We start from the raw sequence: 15,139 nt of genomic DNA, 5'->3' as shown, positions 1-15,139 counted from the left end.
GTTTTCACCTGAGGAAAAAAGCGGCCAATGCAGCCGTCTGACGCACTTTCCGAGTGCGACAATTTTATTCTTGAACTGAAACCGTGCAGGACATTCGATGCTGACCGAAACCCAACCGCGTCTTCGCCTGGAGCAGTACCTGGGCCTGCAGATCAAGCGCCAGCGCCAGGCCCAGTCCCTCAAGCTCGCCGATGTGGCGCGCATCGCCGGCATCAGCCAAGGCATGCTGAGCAAGATCGAGAACGCCCAGGTGTCCACCAGCCTCGACACCCTCAGCCGCCTGTGCGACGTGCTCGGCATGCCCATGGCCAAGCTGTTCAGCCAATATGACCAGCCCGACGGCAATGCCCTGCTGGTGAAGGCCGGCGAAGGGCTGGAGGTGGTACGCCGCGGCACGGAGAAGGGTCACACCTACCACTTGCTCAATCACGCCAGGGGGCCGAAAAAGAACTTCGAGGCCTACATGGTGAGCATGGACGACGCCAGCGAAGAATTCCCGACCTTCGCCCACCCCGGTACCGAGTTCCTCCATTTGCTGGAAGGAGAACTGGTGTACCGCCACGGCAATCAGCTCTATCACATGCAGGCCGGCGACAGCCTGACCTTCGACGGCGAGACCCCGCACGGCCCCGAGCAACTGGTGCAGGTGCCGATCCGCCTGCTGTCGATCATGAACTACGGCGATGAGTGACGCGGCGCAGCGAGGCAACAACCGATGTCGCGATCAGACAAGCACACGTCGCCCGCAATCGGCTTCACAACCGTGTCTACAAAAATAATACACATACCGACCAGCCCCGCGCCGTGGGCTGGTTGGCGTGGTACCTGCGAGTAAACAGCCTCGCTTCACAATTCCAACGCTGTGGCGCCCTTTTGCACCGGGCAATTCGTCCGGGCTCATAACGATAAAACTCCCAGTATTGAAGACCCGCGCCGCGCCAGCCGGGAGTGCTTGCGCGCGCCACATTGTGAAGACTTGACTGCCATGATCGCGACATCAATCCCCGTAGCCGGTGCTGCTACCGGCCACCGCAATGCCCTGCTCGTTGCCCATATCGCCGCTGTGCTGTTCGGCCTTACCGGCATCCTGGGTCATTTGATCGAGGCCCACGCCAGCATCATCACCTTCGGCCGTGCCACCTTTGCCTTCATTGCCCTGGGCTTTGTCGCCGGGCTCAAGGGCACTCGCCTGCTCGATGCCCTGACCCTGCGCAACCTGCCGATCCTCGGCCTGACCGGCGCGCTGTTGGCCACGCACTGGGTGACCTTCTTCATCGCCGTCAAGATTGGCGGCGTGGCCGTGGCCACCCTGGGCTTCGCCAGCTTCCCGGCCTTCATCGCCATGATCGAGCGCGGCGTGTTCGGCCAGCGCATCGGTGCCGTGCAGGGTTTGCTGTTGCTGATGGTGACAGCGGGCTTGGTGATGGTGGTGCCGTCTTTCGACCTGCTCGACAGCGGCACCATCGGCCTGCTCTGGGGCTTGGGCTCGGGCCTGTCGTTCGCCTTGCTGACCGTGGCCAACCGCCGCAACGGGTCGAGCATGAACGCCATGCAGGTGGCCTTCTGGCAGAACGTGGTGGTGGCCGCACTGGTTGCGCCGTTTGCCTTTACACACTTGGGCAATACCAGCCTGGGCGGTAACGACTGGGTCAACCTGGCGTTGCTGGGGGTGTTTTGCACTGGGCTGTCGCAGTTCCTGTTCGTCAAGAGCCTGGAGGGGTTGGAGGCGCGTACGGCCGGTATGATCATCGCGCTGGAGCCTGTGTACGCGATCATTGGTGCGTGGTGGCTGTTTGGCGATCAGCCAAGCCTGCGCATGGCGGCGGGGGCGGCGTTGATCGTGCTGGCGACTATATTGGCGGCAGCGCGCAAGGCCCCGGCCGAGCAAGGCGATACCAGCCGCTGCGCGCATTGACGCGCGCTGCTGTTGCTCTGCTTTTGATCTTGATCTTGATCTTGATCTTGATCTTGATCTTGATCTTGATCTTGATCTTGATCTTGATCTTGATCTTGATCTTGATCTTGATCTTGATCTTGATCTTGATCTTGATCTTGATCTTCGCGACTTCAGGAGGCCGAACGCAGGCCTTGCGGAGGGAGGTGACGGGCATGGATGCCCGTCAAGCGCTGAGGCCCCATGGATGGGGCCTGCAGCGCGTACTCCCGGGAGCAAGGCCGGAGTGAGGGAACCCCGGAGCGCAGCGCAGGGGCCGGATGATGGGAGCGCAGCGTTTTTTGGTTACTTTTTGTCGCGTTTGACAAAAAGTGACTCGCCGTAAGGGCGAAAAGGTGAGTATGCGTCGCCATCGCAAACGGACTGTTCGCGGTTTCAATACCGCCGCATAAGCTCTTGCTCTTGCTCTGAGGGCGTGGGCCTTAACACAGTGAAAAAATTCGTTCGCGATGGTGGCGCCAAGTCACCTTTCCGCCCTTACGGCGGGTCACTTTTTGTCTTGGCAAAAAGTAACCAAAAACCGCCCGCTCCCATCATCCGGCCCCTACGCTTCGCTCCGGGGTCCCCTCGCTACGGGCATGCTCCCGGGAGTACGCGCTGCAGGCCCCATCCATGGGGCCTCAGCGCTTGACGGGCATCCATGCCCGTCACCTCCCTCCGCATGCCCTTCACTCGGCCTCCTGAAGTCGCAATCTGCGGCGCCTGAACTATCGCGCGCTTAGAAGCAAAAGCCGAAGCAAGAGCAAGAGCAAGAGCAAGAGCAAGAGCAAGAGCAAGAGCAAAGCTTCAGCGCATACTCTGCGAAGTTGTATCAATGCCCTGCCGAAGCTGGCGCCGCCTTGGCGGTAAACGGTGGCTTGGCGAACCACACCAGCAGGACCAACCCGGCGAACACCCAGGTCATCAGGGTGAAGTAATCCACCGTCGACATCATGTACGCCTGCCCGTTGAGCATCTGTTCAAGCTGCGCATAGCTCTGTGGGTTGGCCCCACCTAGCTGTTCAAGCGTATGCCGTGTCGCCGGGTCGAACTGGCTGATGTTCTCGCTCAGGTAGGCATGGTGCTGGTCCGCCCGGCGAATCCAGATCCAGGTCGTCAGCGACGCCGCAAAGCTCCCGCCCAAGGTACGCAGGAAGGTCGCCAGCCCCGAGCCGTCGGCAATCTGGTGCGGCGGCAGGTCGGACAGCAGAATGCTCAAGGTCGGCATGAAGAACAGCGCCACGCCAATGCCCATGAACAACTGCACCAAGGCCACATGCTGGAAGTCCACCTCACTGGTGAAGCCGGCGCGCATGTAGCAGCTGGTACCGATCGCCAAAAACGCCAGCCCCGCCAGCACACGCAGGTCGAAGCGGTGCGCGTACTTGCCCACGAACGGCGACATGATCACCGGCAGCAGGCCGATCGGTGCCACCGCCAGGCCCGCCCAGGCAGCGGTATAACCCATCTGCGTCTGCAACCACTGCGGCAGGATCAGGTTGATGCCGAAGAACCCCGCATACCCCCCCACCAGCACGATGGTGCCGACGCGGAAGTTGCGGTGCACGAACAAGCGCAGGTTGACCACCGGGTGGCGGTCGGTCAGTTCCCAGATCACGAACACCGCCAGGAACACCACCGAAATCAGGCTGCCAACGATGATGAACGACGACTCGAACCAGTCCAGGTCATTGCCTTTGTCGAGCACCACCTGCAAGGCGCCGACGCCGATGATCAGCGTCAGCAGGCCGATGTAGTCCATCGGCTGGCGGCTGGTCACCACCGGTCGCGTGCGCATCTGCTGGCGGACCACGGCGGCAGCGAACAGGCCGATGGGCACGTTGATGAAGAAGATCCACGGCCAACTGTAGCTGTCGGTAATCCAGCCCCCGAGAATCGGCCCGGCAATCGGTGCCACCACCGTGACCATCGCCAGCAGCGCCAGGGCCATCCCCCGCTTGGCCGGTGGGTAGACGGCTATCAGCAAGGTCTGGGTCATCGGGTACAACGGCCCGGCGACCACGCCCTGCAAGACGCGAAAACCAACCAACTCAGGCATCGATTGGGCGATACCGCACAGGAACGAGGCCAGCACGAACAGCAGCGTGGCCCAGATGAACAGCTTCACTTCACCAAACCGCCGGCTCAACCAACCAGTCAACGGCAAGGCGATGGCATTGCTCACCGCGAACGAGGTGATCACCCAGGTGCCCTGCTCGTAGCTCACCCCCAGGTTGCCGGAAATGGTCGGCAAGGCCACGTTGGCGATGGTGGTGTCGAGCACCTGCATGAACGTCGCCAGTGACAGGCCAATGGTAGTCAGCAGCAGACTCGGCGGCGTGAACTGGGCCGTGGCATTGTTGCTCATCGCTGGGCCGTCTTGCCGGTTGCGCTGTTTTCGTGGATCAGCCGGGCAATCAGGTTGTCGGCCTCGATCAACTGGCGGTCATACACCTGGGTGGTGTAGCTGGCCTGCTGCGGTGGTTGCTGGGCCAGGGTCGGGCCGCTCTGGTCGTGCAAGTCGACTTCGACCACGGTGGACAGGCCGATACGCAGTGGGTGGTCCTTGAGCTGCTCGGGGCTCAGGTGAATACGCACAGGCACCCGTTGCACGATCTTGATCCAGTTGCCGGTGGCATTCTGTGCCGGCAGCAGGGCAAAGGCACTGCCGGTGCCGGCGCCCAGGCTGTCGACCGTGCCGTTGTACTTGACTTCGCTGCCGTACAGGTCGGCGCTGATCTGCACCGGCTGGCCGATGCGCATGTCACGCAGTTGGGTTTCCTTGAAGTTGGCGTCGATCCACACCTGGTCCAGCGGGATCACCGCCATGGTCGCGCTACCCGGCTGCAGACGCTGGCCCAACTGCACGGTACGTTTGGCGACGTAGCCGGTAACCGGCGCCACCAGAGTGGTGCGAGCGTGGTCCAGGTAGGCCTGGCGCAGGTCGGCGGCAGCGGCCATCACCTCGGGGTGCGAGGAGACCACGGTGTCATCCACCAGCGCGCTGCTGGTGCTGAGTTGCTGGCGTGCACTGTTGACGGCGGCCTGGGCCACGCTCAGGTCATCGCGGGCATGGGACAGTTCTTCCGCGGCGATCGCACCACTGTCGGCCAACACCTTGCGCCGGTTGAAGTCCTGCTGGGCCTTGCGCAGTTCGGCCTGGCGCGTTTCCAGCTGGGCCTTGAGCGAGTCGACGTTGCTGTACAGCCCGCGTACCTGGCGCACGCTGCGCGCCAGCTTGGCTTCGGCGGACTGCAGTGCCACCTCGCTGTCGGCCGGGTCGAACTGCAGCAACACCTGGCCGGCGTGGACCAGATCGCCGTCATCGGCGCCGATGCTGGTAACGGTGCCGGTGACCAGCGAGGTGATCGCCACCACGTTGCCGTTGACATAGGCATCGTCGGTGCTTTCGTGCCAGCGCCCGACCAGGGTATACCAGGCCCAGGCGCCGACACCGGCAAGGATAAGCAGCAAGAGCAGGCCAAGCAGCCAGGCTTTGCGTTTGCGCGACGGCTCGGGCGCGGCAGAGGGAGTCGGGGTGTCTGCGGGAGTGGCCATGACAATACCTTGGATAATTCGTGACAGGGATCAACGATCGCCGAAGCGGCGGATCGTCAACGGGTCGCCGGCACCGAGCAGAACCTTGGCCAGCAGGCCTTCCAGGGTCTTGAGCTCTTCGGGGGCCAGCACGCCGCACAATTCATTCATGGCGGCAGCGCCGATTTCCGGCAGGCGGTCGGCCAGGCGCTGGCCGTCGGCGGTGAGGGCCAGGCGCACCTGGCGGCGGTCGTCGGCGCAGCGGTTGCGCACGATCAGTTCCTTCTGCTCAAGGCGGTCGAGCATGCGCGTCATCGAACCGCTGTCCAGGCCCAGGTAGCGGCACAGCTCGGCCGGGGTATCCACCTGGTACTGGGTGACGATGATCAGCACCTTGAACTGCGCAGCGGTGACGCCCTCGGATTCGAGGTGCCAGTCGAGAATGCGGTCCTTGAGGATCGCCGCACGGCCAAGCAGCATGCCGATGGCGCAGGTCTGGAAGTTTTCGGGGGAGAAATGGGCCATCGGAGACTGCTCGGGTAATTGTGTAAAAATATTACTGCCTAGGCAGTGAATGTCAAAGCTTTGATTAGGGTGCTATGCAAAATTTCATGATTGAACACTTTACTCGCCGGGAATGGGCTCCTTGTGGGAGCGGCCTTGTGTCGCGAAAGGGCTGCGCAGCAGCCCCAGAATCCGAGGCCCTGCGAAGATCGCTGGGGCCGCCTTGCGGCCCTTTCGCGACACAAGGCCGCTCCCACCTCGACCGCATAGACCGCAAGCCCTGTGCAGTACCTGTGTGGCTTGCCGGCGATGAGGCCAGTCCAGGCAATACAAAACAGTTGCTCCCCCAAGAACCGCGAAAGGCTTCAGATCTTGAAGTCAGCTAAAGCGCGCGCAAGCTCAACGCTTCCACCGCCCCGCAGGCAATCGCCATACCCACCAGCTCCGCCAGGCTGCCGGCCTGCAGCCGTTTCATCACCCGCCCCCGGTACAGGTCCACGGTCTTCACGCTGACGCCAAGCCGCTCGGCAATCTCGCGGTTGTTCAATCCTTGGGCCAATGGCACGAACACGTCACGCTCACGCGGCGTCAGGCCGTCGATACGTGCCTGCACCTCGGCCAGCGCCTGGTCGCCCTGGCGTGCCCGCCCGGCGTGCTCCAACGCAGCCTGCACGCTGTCCAGCAGCAACTGGTCGTTATAAGGTTTTTCGATGAAATCGCAGGCGCCGGCCTTGAACGCCCGCACCACGATCGGCACATCGGCATGGCCGCTGACAAAGATCACCGGCAATGCCAGGCCACGCTCGCGCATCGCCTGCTGCACGGCCAAGCCACCCAGCCCCGGCATGCGCACGTCCAGCAGCACACAACCAGGCCCATCGTCGCCACAGGCGTCGAGAAACGCCTGGCCGCTGGCGAACGGCAAGGCCTGCAAGCCCACCGACTGCAGCAGCCAGACTGTCGAATCGCGCATACCCTGGTCGTCATCGACCACATACACTTTCGCCTGCACCGCTACCTCCCTCATCCCCTGCTGACCGCCAGGCGGCAGCACAGTACCAGGCCGCCATTCTCGCCGGCGCGCGCCCACAGGCTGCCACCAAAACCTTCGATCAGGCTGCGGCTCATGCTCAAACCCAGGCCCAGCCCGTCGGCCTTGCTGGTGATGAACGGCGTGAAGATTTCATCCAGGCGTTCGGGCGCCACACCCGGGCCCTGGTCGGCCACCTCGACCAGCACGCCGTCGCCATCGCGCACGGCGCCCAGCAGAATACGCGATGAGCGCTCGCCATGCTGCTCGCGGTTGGCGTCGATGGCGTTGCGCAACAAATTGAGCAGCACCTGCTCCAGCAGTACCCGGTCGGCATACACCGAGGGCAGCTGCGCGCTCATGCGCAACTCGACGACCACCTGGTCGCGTGCGGCCTCCCAGGCACACAGGCGCATGGCCTCGCCAGCCACCTCGGCCACGTCCAGCGCTTGCAAGCGGCGTGGCCCCTTGCGCAGGAAGGCGCGCAGGCGGCGGATCACCTCGGCAGCGTGGGTGGCCTGCTCGGTGATGCGCTGCAGGCCTTGCCCTACCCGTTCACGGGCTTGCGGATCGCGCTCCAGGCCCTGCAGGTAGCGCTGGCTGGCGTTGGCGTAGTTGACCACCGCGGCCAACGGCTGGTTGATCTCGTGGGCAATGCCCGAGGCCAGCTCACCCAGGGTGGCCAGCCGGGCACTGTGCGCCAGATTCTCCTGGGCTTCGATACGCAAGGTGATATCGCGAGACACGCTGACCACCTCCACCACCGCGCCGGTGTAGGTTTCGCGGATGGCCCGGCTGGCGATCTCGAACCAGCGATAACCGCCTGTGGCCTGGCGCACCCGGCAGGTCATGGTGTGGTAGCCGTCCTGGTCCAGGGCGGCGGCAGCCTGGCGCAGCACCTGGCGGCGTTCGCGTGGGTGCAGCAGGGTATGCACGGCCATGCCGCGCAATTGCTCGGGCCACAGGCCAAGCAGACGGAATGCCGCCGGCGAGGCATCGAGGAAGCGGCCATCGGGGCTGTGTCGGGAGATCAGATCAGTGGTGTTCTCGATGATCAGCCGGTACAGGCGCCGGGCGCGGCTGGCTTCGTGTGCGCCACGGCGCTCTTCGCTGGCGTCACGACAGCGCGCCAGCACCCACTGGCCCTGGTCGTCCGGGATGAAACTCCACAGCACGATGCGCTCGCCGACCCGCACCTCGACATCGGCAATCGCCCGGTGCTGGCGTAGACAGGCACGCACCAGCGCAGCGCAGTTGGCCGGCAGCCAGCAGGCCAGCGCCGGGCCTGCATCGATGCAGGCCTGCAATGCCGGATTGACCGCCAGAGGCGTGGCGTCGCCTGCAAGCAGCAGGCTGGGTTGTGGGTCCTTGGCGAGCAAAGGGTAAGCAGTCTTGTCCACGGTGGGCGGCTCGTTGTTATAGTAGTTTTACTATATTGCTATAGTCGATATTCCTACTACCATAGCGACTCGCGTAAAACTGCGACAAGGGGGAGCGGCCCACCGTCCGCCTCCCTGCACCCTGAACAGAGCTAACAATCAGCCACCGGGGGCCAAGCGCACAGGCTGCGCCTGCCTCCCCTACAGGATTACCGCATGTCGATCTATGCCCAGGGCCTGATGCCCGCTGCCGTCAACCATGTCGCCCTCACCCCACTGAGCTTCATCGAACGCACCGCTGCCGTGTACGGCAATTATCCGGCAGTGATCCACGGTGCCATCCGCCGCAACTGGCAAGAAACCTACCAACGCTGTCGGCGCCTGGCCAGCGCCCTGGCGGGCCGCGGCATCGGCCGTGGCGACACGGTGGCGGTGATGCTGCCCAACACCCCGGCCATGCTCGAAGCCCACTTCGGCGTGCCCATGACCGGTGCCGTGCTCAATACCCTGAACGTGCGCCTGGACGCCGAGGCCATCGCCTTCATGCTGCAGCATGGCGAGGCCAAGGTGCTGATTACCGACCGTGAGTTCCACACCGTCATCGAAGCAGCCCTGGCGTTGCTCGAACACCCGCCCTTGGTGGTGGATGTGGATGACCCGGAGTACGGCGAAGGCCGTGCGCTCAGCGAGCTGGACTACGAGGCCTTGCTCGCCGAAGGCGACCCGGAATTCGCCTGGGAGTGGCCCGATGACGAGTGGCAGGCCATTTCGCTCAACTACACCTCCGGCACCACCGGCAACCCCAAGGGCGTGGTCTATCATCACCGCGGCGCCTATCTCAACGCGCTGGGCAACCAGATGACCTGGGCCATGGGCCACCGCCCGGTGTACCTGTGGACCCTGCCGATGTTCCACTGCAACGGCTGGTGCTACCCCTGGACCATCACCGCCCTGGCCGGCACCCATGTGTTCCTGCGCCGGGTGGACCCACAGAAGATCCTGACCCTGATCCGCGAACACCGGGTCAGCCACTTGTGCGGCGCGCCCATCGTGCTGAACGCCCTGGTCAACATGCCCGAGGCGGCCAAGGCGGCCATCGAGCACCCGGTGCAGGCCATGGTCGCTGGCGCCGCGCCACCGGCCAAGGTCATTGGCGCCGTGGAAGAGATGGGCATCCAGGTCACCCATACCTACGGCCTGACCGAGGTCTATGGCCCGGTGACCGTGTGTGCCTGGCATGACGAATGGGACGAGCTGACGCTGGAGGAACGTGCGCGCATCAAGTCACGCCAGGGTGTGCGCTACCCGACCCTCGACGGCCTGATGGTCGCCGACCCGCAAACCCTTGAGCCAGTGCCACGCGACGGCAACACCCTGGGCGAGATCTTCATGCGTGGCAACACCGTGATGAAGGGCTACCTGAAAAACCCCGAAGCTACCGCCGAAGCCTTTCGTGGCGGCTGGTTCCACACTGGCGACCTGGCCGTATGGCATGCCGACGGCTATGTCGAGATCAAGGACCGGCTCAAGGACATCATCATTTCCGGCGGCGAGAACATTTCCACCATCGAGGTCGAGGACGCCCTGTACAAGCACCCAGCGGTGCTGGAGGCCGCTGTGGTGGCGCGCCCGGATGAAAAATGGGGAGAAACGCCGTGCGCCTTCGTCGCCCTCAAGCCCGGCCGTGAGGACACCCGCGAAACCGACATCACCAGCTGGTGCCGCGAGCACCTGGCCGGGTTCAAGGTGCCGAAGACCGTGGTGTTTGGCGAACTGCCGAAGACCTCCACCGGCAAGATCCAGAAGTACGTGCTGCGCGACCGGGCCAAAGCCCTCTGAAACCGTAGAGACCTCATCGCCGGCAAGCCAGCTCCCACAGGGATCGCGCAAGCCTCAAGCCTTGTGCAGTACCTGTGGGAGCTGGCTTGCCGGCGATGAGGCCCGCCCAGACACCCACAATTTCCCAGGAGCCCACGATGCCCACCTACTCCGCCCCCCTGCGCGACATGCGCTTCGTCCTGCATGACGTATTCAACGCCCCGGCCCTGTGGGCCCGCCTGCCCGCCCTGGCCGAGCGCATCGACGCCGCCACCGCCGACGCCATCCTCGAAGAAGCGGCCAAAGTCACCGGCCAGCTGATCGCCCCGCTCAGCCGCAACGGAGACGAGCAAGGCGTACGCTTCGACGCAGGCGAAGTCACCACCCCCGACGGCTTCCGCGAAGCCTGGCACACCTACCGTGAAGGCGGCTGGGTCGGCCTGGGTGGCAACCCCGATCATGGCGGCATGGGCATGCCGAAAATGCTCGGCGTATTGTTCGAAGAAATGCTCTACGCCGCCGACTGCAGCTTCAGCCTGTATTCGGCCTTGAGCGCCGGCAGCTGCCTGGCGATCGATGCCCATGCCAGCGAAACGCTCAAGGCCACCTACCTGCCGCCTTTGTATGAAGGCCGCTGGGCCGGCACCATGTGCCTCACCGAACCCCACGCCGGCACCGACCTGGGGCTGATCCGCAGCCGCGCCGAAGCCCAGGCCGATGGCAGCTACCGCATCAGCGGCAGCAAGATATTCATCACCGGCGGCGAGCAGGACCTGACCGAGAACATCGTCCACCTGGTACTGGCCAAGCTGCCGGACGCGCCCGCCGGCGCCAAGGGTATCTCGTTGTTCCTGGTGCCCAAGTACCTGGTCGAAACCGATGGCCGCCTGGGCGCGCGCAACGCCGCCCATTGTGGCTCGATCGAGCACAAGATGGGCATCAAGGCCTCGGCCACCTGCGTGATGAACTTCGATGGTGCGGTGGGCTACCTGGTGGGCGAACCGAACAAGGGCCTGGCAGCGATGTTCACCATGATGAACTACGAGCGCCTGTCCATCGGCATCCAGGGTATCGGCTGTGCCGAGGCGTCCTACCAGAGCGCCGCCCACTACGCCAACGAGCGCCTGCAAAGCCGCGCCGCCAGTGCTCCGCAGGCACAGGACAAGGTTGCCGACCCGATCATCCACCACGGCGATGTGCGGCGCATGCTGCTGACCATGCGCACCCTCACCGAAGGTGGCCGGGCGTTCGCCACCTACGTTGGCCAGCAGCTGGACCTGGCGCGCTACGCCGAAGACGCTGGCGAGCGCGAGCATGCCCAGCGCTTGGTGGCGCTGCTGACGCCGGTGGCCAAGGCCTTCTTCACCGACAATGGCCTGGAAAGCTGCGTGCTCGGCCAGCAAGTGTATGGCGGCCATGGCTACATCCGCGAATGGGGGCAGGAACAACGGGTGCGCGACGTGCGCATCGCACAGATCTACGAAGGCACCAACGGTATCCAGGCCCTCGACCTGCTCGGGCGCAAGGTGCTGGCCGACGGTGGCCAGGCCCTGGCCAGCTTTGCCGCCGAAGTACGGGCCTTCAGCGTGGATGCGCCGTTGCACCGCGAGGCCCTGCAAGCGAGCCTGGCGCGGCTGGAAGCGACCAGCGCCTGGCTGCGGGCGCGTGCCAGCGAGGATGCCAACCTGGTCAGCGCGGTGGCGGTGGAGTACCTGCAGTTGTTCGGGCTGACCGCGTATGCCTATATGTGGGCACGGATGGCGGCGGTGGCCTTGGCCAAGCGCGAGGAAGACGGCGCATTTTACGGGGCCAAACTGGCGTGCGCGGAGTTCTTCTTCCAGCGGGTGTTGCCACGTGGGTTGGGGCTGGAGGCCAGTATTCGAGCAGGTAGTGCCAGCCTTTATGGAATGACACCCGAACAATTCTGATCGTCCTGCACCGGCCTCATCGCTGGCAAGCCAGGCTCCCACAGGGATCGCACAGGCTCAGAGCCCTTATGCAGTACCTGTGGGAGCCTGGCTTGCCAGCGATGGGCTCTCACAGGGGTCGCACAGGCTCAATCCCTTATGCAGTACCTGTGGAAGCCTGGCTTGCCAGCGATGGGCTCTCACAGGGATCGCACAGGCTCAGATCCCTTATGCAGTACCTGTGGGAGCTTGGCTTGCCAGCGATGGGCTGCACAGCAGCCCCCAGCGATTTCAGCCTGTAAATGCATGCGCGAAAGGTTCTCAAACGCTGAAAACCGGCTGCCAATCCGACGAAAAACCGGCACAACTGATAGTCATTCGCCATTACGTCTGTTCTCGGGAGCCCTCTAGCAAGGGTAGAATACGCAAAACCCGGAGCCGCAATGAACCACGACCGCCTCAACCCCAGCCCAGACGATGCCATCACCGACGCCGCCGCGCACTGGTGCATGCGCCTGCACGCCGAAGATTGCACGGCGGCCGAGCGCGAGGCGTTCGCCCGCTGGCTGGCGGCCGACCCACGGCATGCCGCGGAATACCAGGCGATGCTGGAAATCTGGCAAACCGCCGACCTGCTGCCACGCAACGCCACTGTCATCGACTTCAACCCGCCCGCTCGGCGCGCCGTTCGCCCGCGCAATTGGCGCCCGCTGGCCTCTGCCGCGGCCATCGCCCTGGCGGTGCTGCCCCTGGCTGGCTGGGTGGGCTGGGAACAAGGCTGGCTGCCCAACCACTACCAGCATTTCGAAGCCGGCGACCGCATGCAGACCGTGGAGCTGAGCGACGGCAGCACGGTGCAGCTCAACCTCAATACCGAGCTTACCTACCTCAACTACAAGGACCAGCGCCAGGTCACGCTCAAGCGTGGCGAGGCGTTCTTCAAGGTACAGCACGACAGCAGCCACCCGTTCATCGTGCATGCCGGCCGCGGCCAGACCCGGGTCACCGGCACCCAGTTCAACGTGTGGAAGTACCAGGACCAGGTCAAGGTCACCTTGGTGGAAGGCTCGGTGCTGGTGTCCAGCGACGGCAGCGTCGGCGGCTACCGCCTCGGCCCGGGGATGCAGGCCAGCTATCACAAGGGCGACTTCGAGCCGCAGTTGGAGCAAAGCGACGACTACAGCAGCAGCCTGGCCTGGCGCAGCGGCAAGCTGGTGCTCGACAACCTCAGCCTGGAGCAGGCGCTGCCGGTGATCAACCGTTACCTCGACGCGCCACTGCTGCTGGCCGATGCCAGCACCGGGCGCATCCGCATCAGCGGCATCTACAACACCCGCGAAGTCGGGCACTTGGTCAACAACCTGCCCAAGGTGCTGCCGATCTACCTGACCCGCAGCAAGGACGGCAGCACCGTGCTCAATCGCATCTCGCCGCCGCCCGACAAGGGCTGACGCCCTCCCCACCTCAGAGCGTCATCGCCGCCAACCAGCCAAACGCCAGCAGCGGCAGGTTATAGTGGATGAAGGTCGGCACCACGGTGTCCCAGATATGGTGGTGCTGGCCGTCCACGTTCAGGCCCGAGGTCGGGCCCAGGGTGGAGTCCGAAGCCGGCGAACCCGCATCCCCCAAGGCACCGGCAGTACCGACGATACACACCGTGGCCAACGGGTCGAAGCCCAGTTGCACACACAGCGGCACGAAGATCGCCGCCAGGATCGGCACGGTGGAGAACGACGAGCCGATGCCCATGGTCACCAGCAGCCCTACCAACAGCATCAGCAAGGCACCGATGCCCTTGCTGTGGTCGATCCACTGCGCCGAGGTTTCCACCAGGCTTTGCACTTCGCCAGTGGCTTTCATCACGTCGGCAAAGCCCGAGGCGGCAATCATGATGAAGCCGATCATGGCCATCATCTTCATGCCCTCGGTGAACAGGTCGTCGGTGTCCTTCCACTTGACGATGCCCGACAGCGAGAAAATCAGGAAGCCGACCATGGCGCCGATGATCATCGAGTCCAGCAACAGCTGGACGATGAATGCCGCAGCGATCGCCAGCCCGGCCACCAGCAGGGTAAGCGGGTTGTACTGCACGCTCACCTGCTCCACCTGCTCGATGCGCGCCAGGTCGTAGTCGCGCTTCTTGCGGTAGCTGATGAACACCGCCAGCAACAGCCCGGCGAGCATGCCGGCGGCCGGGATGGCCATGGCGTGGGTAACGTTGACGCCACTTACGTCGACCCCGGCACGGGCGACGTTGGCCAGCAGGATTTCGTTGAGGAAAATGTTGCCAAAGCCCACCGGCAGGAACATGTACGGGGTGATCAGGCCGAAGGTGATCACGCAAGCGATCAGCCGGCGGTCGATGCGCATGCGGGTCAGCACGTACAGCAATGGCGGCACCAGCAGCGGGATGAAGGCGATGTGGATGGGCAGGATGTTCTGCGACGACACTGCTACCGCCAGCATCAGGCCAATCATCAGCCATTTGACCTTGCCGCCACTGGCATGTCCCTGGCGGTCGATCATGGCCAGGGCGCGGTCGGCCAAGGCATGGGCCAGGCCGGACTTGGCGATGGCCACGGCGAAGGCGCCCAGCAGTGCATAGGACAAGGCCACCGTGGCCCCACCACCCAGACCACCGTTGAAGGCCTTGAGCGTGCCCTCGATACCCAGGCCGCCGACCAGCCCACCGACCAAGGCACCAATGATCAGGGCGATGACCACGTGCACGCGGGACAGGCTGAGTATCAGCATGATGCCGACCGCGGCGATCACTGCATTCATGGTTGGCTTACCTCATTACGACAGAAAAAAGCGCGCACTCTGCAGCAGTGGGTGGCAGATGTCAAAAGCGCCATGTTGCGGCGCATTACGCGGGGGAGGCAAGATTTAAATTGAATGCTTGGATAAAGAAAAAGTGGAGTGGGCCGATACAGTGAGAAGGCTGGGGGTGCCTGGCTGGAGATGGGTGTCGCCTGTGAGACCGAGCGCCGCCCGCGCGGCGCATCGCCGGCAAGCCAGCTCCCACATT

Annotated in this window: 12 protein-coding genes; 5 read left to right on the top strand and 7 right to left on the bottom strand. The window is 64.1% G+C overall.

Going from position 1 to position 15,139, the window contains the following annotated elements; genetic code table 11:
- Positions 1-97 precede the first annotated feature (97 nt).
- Together TZ03_RS00060 and TZ03_RS00055 are read left to right on the top strand one after the other, a co-directional pair.
- Positions 98-691, top strand: coding sequence for a helix-turn-helix domain-containing protein (locus tag TZ03_RS00060; RefSeq protein ID WP_051094858.1), 594 nt, complete (start codon positions 98-100; stop codon positions 689-691).
- Positions 692-985: 294 nt separating this feature from the next.
- On the top strand, positions 986-1,915 hold the full coding sequence (locus TZ03_RS00055; RefSeq protein WP_051094857.1) for a DMT family transporter: 930 nt from the start codon (positions 986-988) through the stop codon (positions 1,913-1,915).
- On the opposite strand, the gene TZ03_RS31055 is transcribed toward TZ03_RS00055, so the two are convergent.
- From TZ03_RS31055 to TZ03_RS00025, 6 genes are all read right to left on the bottom strand, one after another.
- A complete protein-coding gene (locus tag TZ03_RS31055) occupies positions 1,851-2,111 on the bottom strand; it encodes a hypothetical protein (protein WP_160297731.1) in 261 nt (86 codons plus the stop codon). The two genes, TZ03_RS00055 and TZ03_RS31055, sit on opposite strands and share 65 nt — an antisense overlap.
- A 654-nt stretch (positions 2,112-2,765) precedes the next feature.
- A complete protein-coding gene (locus TZ03_RS00045) occupies positions 2,766-4,301 on the bottom strand; it encodes a DHA2 family efflux MFS transporter permease subunit (protein WP_051094856.1) in 1,536 nt (511 codons plus the stop codon).
- Entirely contained in the window at positions 4,298-5,491 is a 1,194-nt protein-coding gene (locus tag TZ03_RS00040; protein ID WP_051094855.1) for an HlyD family efflux transporter periplasmic adaptor subunit, read from the bottom strand. The genes TZ03_RS00045 and TZ03_RS00040 overlap by 4 nt, the downstream gene beginning before the upstream one ends.
- Before the next feature lie 30 nt (positions 5,492-5,521).
- On the bottom strand, positions 5,522-5,995 hold the full coding sequence (locus TZ03_RS00035) for a MarR family winged helix-turn-helix transcriptional regulator (RefSeq protein ID WP_051094854.1): 474 nt from the start codon (positions 5,993-5,995) through the stop codon (positions 5,522-5,524).
- A gap of 361 nt (positions 5,996-6,356) precedes the next feature.
- Positions 6,357-7,001, bottom strand: coding sequence for a response regulator transcription factor (locus TZ03_RS00030; RefSeq protein WP_051094853.1), 645 nt, complete (start codon positions 6,999-7,001; stop codon positions 6,357-6,359).
- A complete protein-coding gene (locus TZ03_RS00025; RefSeq protein WP_051094852.1) occupies positions 6,998-8,404 on the bottom strand; it encodes a sensor histidine kinase in 1,407 nt (468 codons plus the stop codon). Before TZ03_RS00025 ends, TZ03_RS00030 begins: the two co-directional genes overlap by 4 nt.
- Before the next feature lie 195 nt (positions 8,405-8,599).
- On the opposite strand from TZ03_RS00025, the gene TZ03_RS00020 reads away from it, so the two are divergent.
- From TZ03_RS00020 to TZ03_RS00010, 3 genes are all read left to right on the top strand, one after another.
- Complete coding sequence (locus tag TZ03_RS00020; protein ID WP_051094851.1) at positions 8,600-10,222, top strand: acyl-CoA synthetase; 1,623 nt, start codon at positions 8,600-8,602, stop codon at positions 10,220-10,222.
- Between the two features lie 137 nt (positions 10,223-10,359).
- On the top strand, positions 10,360-12,129 hold the full coding sequence (locus TZ03_RS00015; protein ID WP_051094850.1) for an acyl-CoA dehydrogenase C-terminal domain-containing protein: 1,770 nt from the start codon (positions 10,360-10,362) through the stop codon (positions 12,127-12,129).
- A gap of 422 nt (positions 12,130-12,551) precedes the next feature.
- Complete coding sequence (locus TZ03_RS00010) at positions 12,552-13,559, top strand: FecR family protein (protein WP_051094849.1); 1,008 nt, start codon at positions 12,552-12,554, stop codon at positions 13,557-13,559.
- A 13-nt stretch (positions 13,560-13,572) separates the two neighbouring features.
- On the opposite strand, the gene TZ03_RS00005 is transcribed toward TZ03_RS00010, so the two are convergent.
- Positions 13,573-14,892 carry a Na+/H+ antiporter family protein gene (locus TZ03_RS00005; protein WP_051094848.1) on the bottom strand — a complete coding sequence of 440 codons (1,320 nt, stop codon included), beginning with the start codon at positions 14,890-14,892 and terminating at the stop codon, positions 13,573-13,575.
- Positions 14,893-15,139 lie beyond the last annotated feature (247 nt).

The sequence above is a fragment of the Pseudomonas sp. 10-1B genome, from assembly GCF_000935045.1.
Classification (GTDB): domain Bacteria; phylum Pseudomonadota; class Gammaproteobacteria; order Pseudomonadales; family Pseudomonadaceae; genus Aquipseudomonas.
Note: the sequence above shows the minus strand (reverse complement) of the source record. Positions and strands in the feature narration are given on the sequence as shown.

What these genes read in the sequence shown, in the direction of transcription:
- TZ03_RS00030 (WP_051094853.1), bottom strand. Translation starts at nt 7,001, where the DNA reads ATGAGGGAGGTAGCGGTGCAGGCGAAAGTGTATGTGGTCGATGACGAC.
- TZ03_RS00020 (WP_051094851.1), top strand. Translation starts at nt 8,600, where the DNA reads ATGTCGATCTATGCCCAGGGCCTGATGCCCGCTGCCGTCAACCATGTC.
- TZ03_RS00005 (WP_051094848.1), bottom strand. Translation starts at nt 14,892, where the DNA reads ATGAATGCAGTGATCGCCGCGGTCGGCATCATGCTGATACTCAGCCTG.
- TZ03_RS00055 (WP_051094857.1), top strand. Translation starts at nt 986, where the DNA reads ATGATCGCGACATCAATCCCCGTAGCCGGTGCTGCTACCGGCCACCGC.
- TZ03_RS31055 (WP_160297731.1), bottom strand. Translation starts at nt 2,111, where the DNA reads ATGCCCGTCACCTCCCTCCGCAAGGCCTGCGTTCGGCCTCCTGAAGTC.
- TZ03_RS00015 (WP_051094850.1), top strand. Translation starts at nt 10,360, where the DNA reads ATGCCCACCTACTCCGCCCCCCTGCGCGACATGCGCTTCGTCCTGCAT.
- TZ03_RS00035 (WP_051094854.1), bottom strand. Translation starts at nt 5,995, where the DNA reads ATGGCCCATTTCTCCCCCGAAAACTTCCAGACCTGCGCCATCGGCATG.
- TZ03_RS00060 (WP_051094858.1), top strand. Translation starts at nt 98, where the DNA reads ATGCTGACCGAAACCCAACCGCGTCTTCGCCTGGAGCAGTACCTGGGC.
- TZ03_RS00010 (WP_051094849.1), top strand. Translation starts at nt 12,552, where the DNA reads ATGAACCACGACCGCCTCAACCCCAGCCCAGACGATGCCATCACCGAC.
- TZ03_RS00040 (WP_051094855.1), bottom strand. Translation starts at nt 5,491, where the DNA reads ATGGCCACTCCCGCAGACACCCCGACTCCCTCTGCCGCGCCCGAGCCG.
- TZ03_RS00045 (WP_051094856.1), bottom strand. Translation starts at nt 4,301, where the DNA reads ATGAGCAACAATGCCACGGCCCAGTTCACGCCGCCGAGTCTGCTGCTG.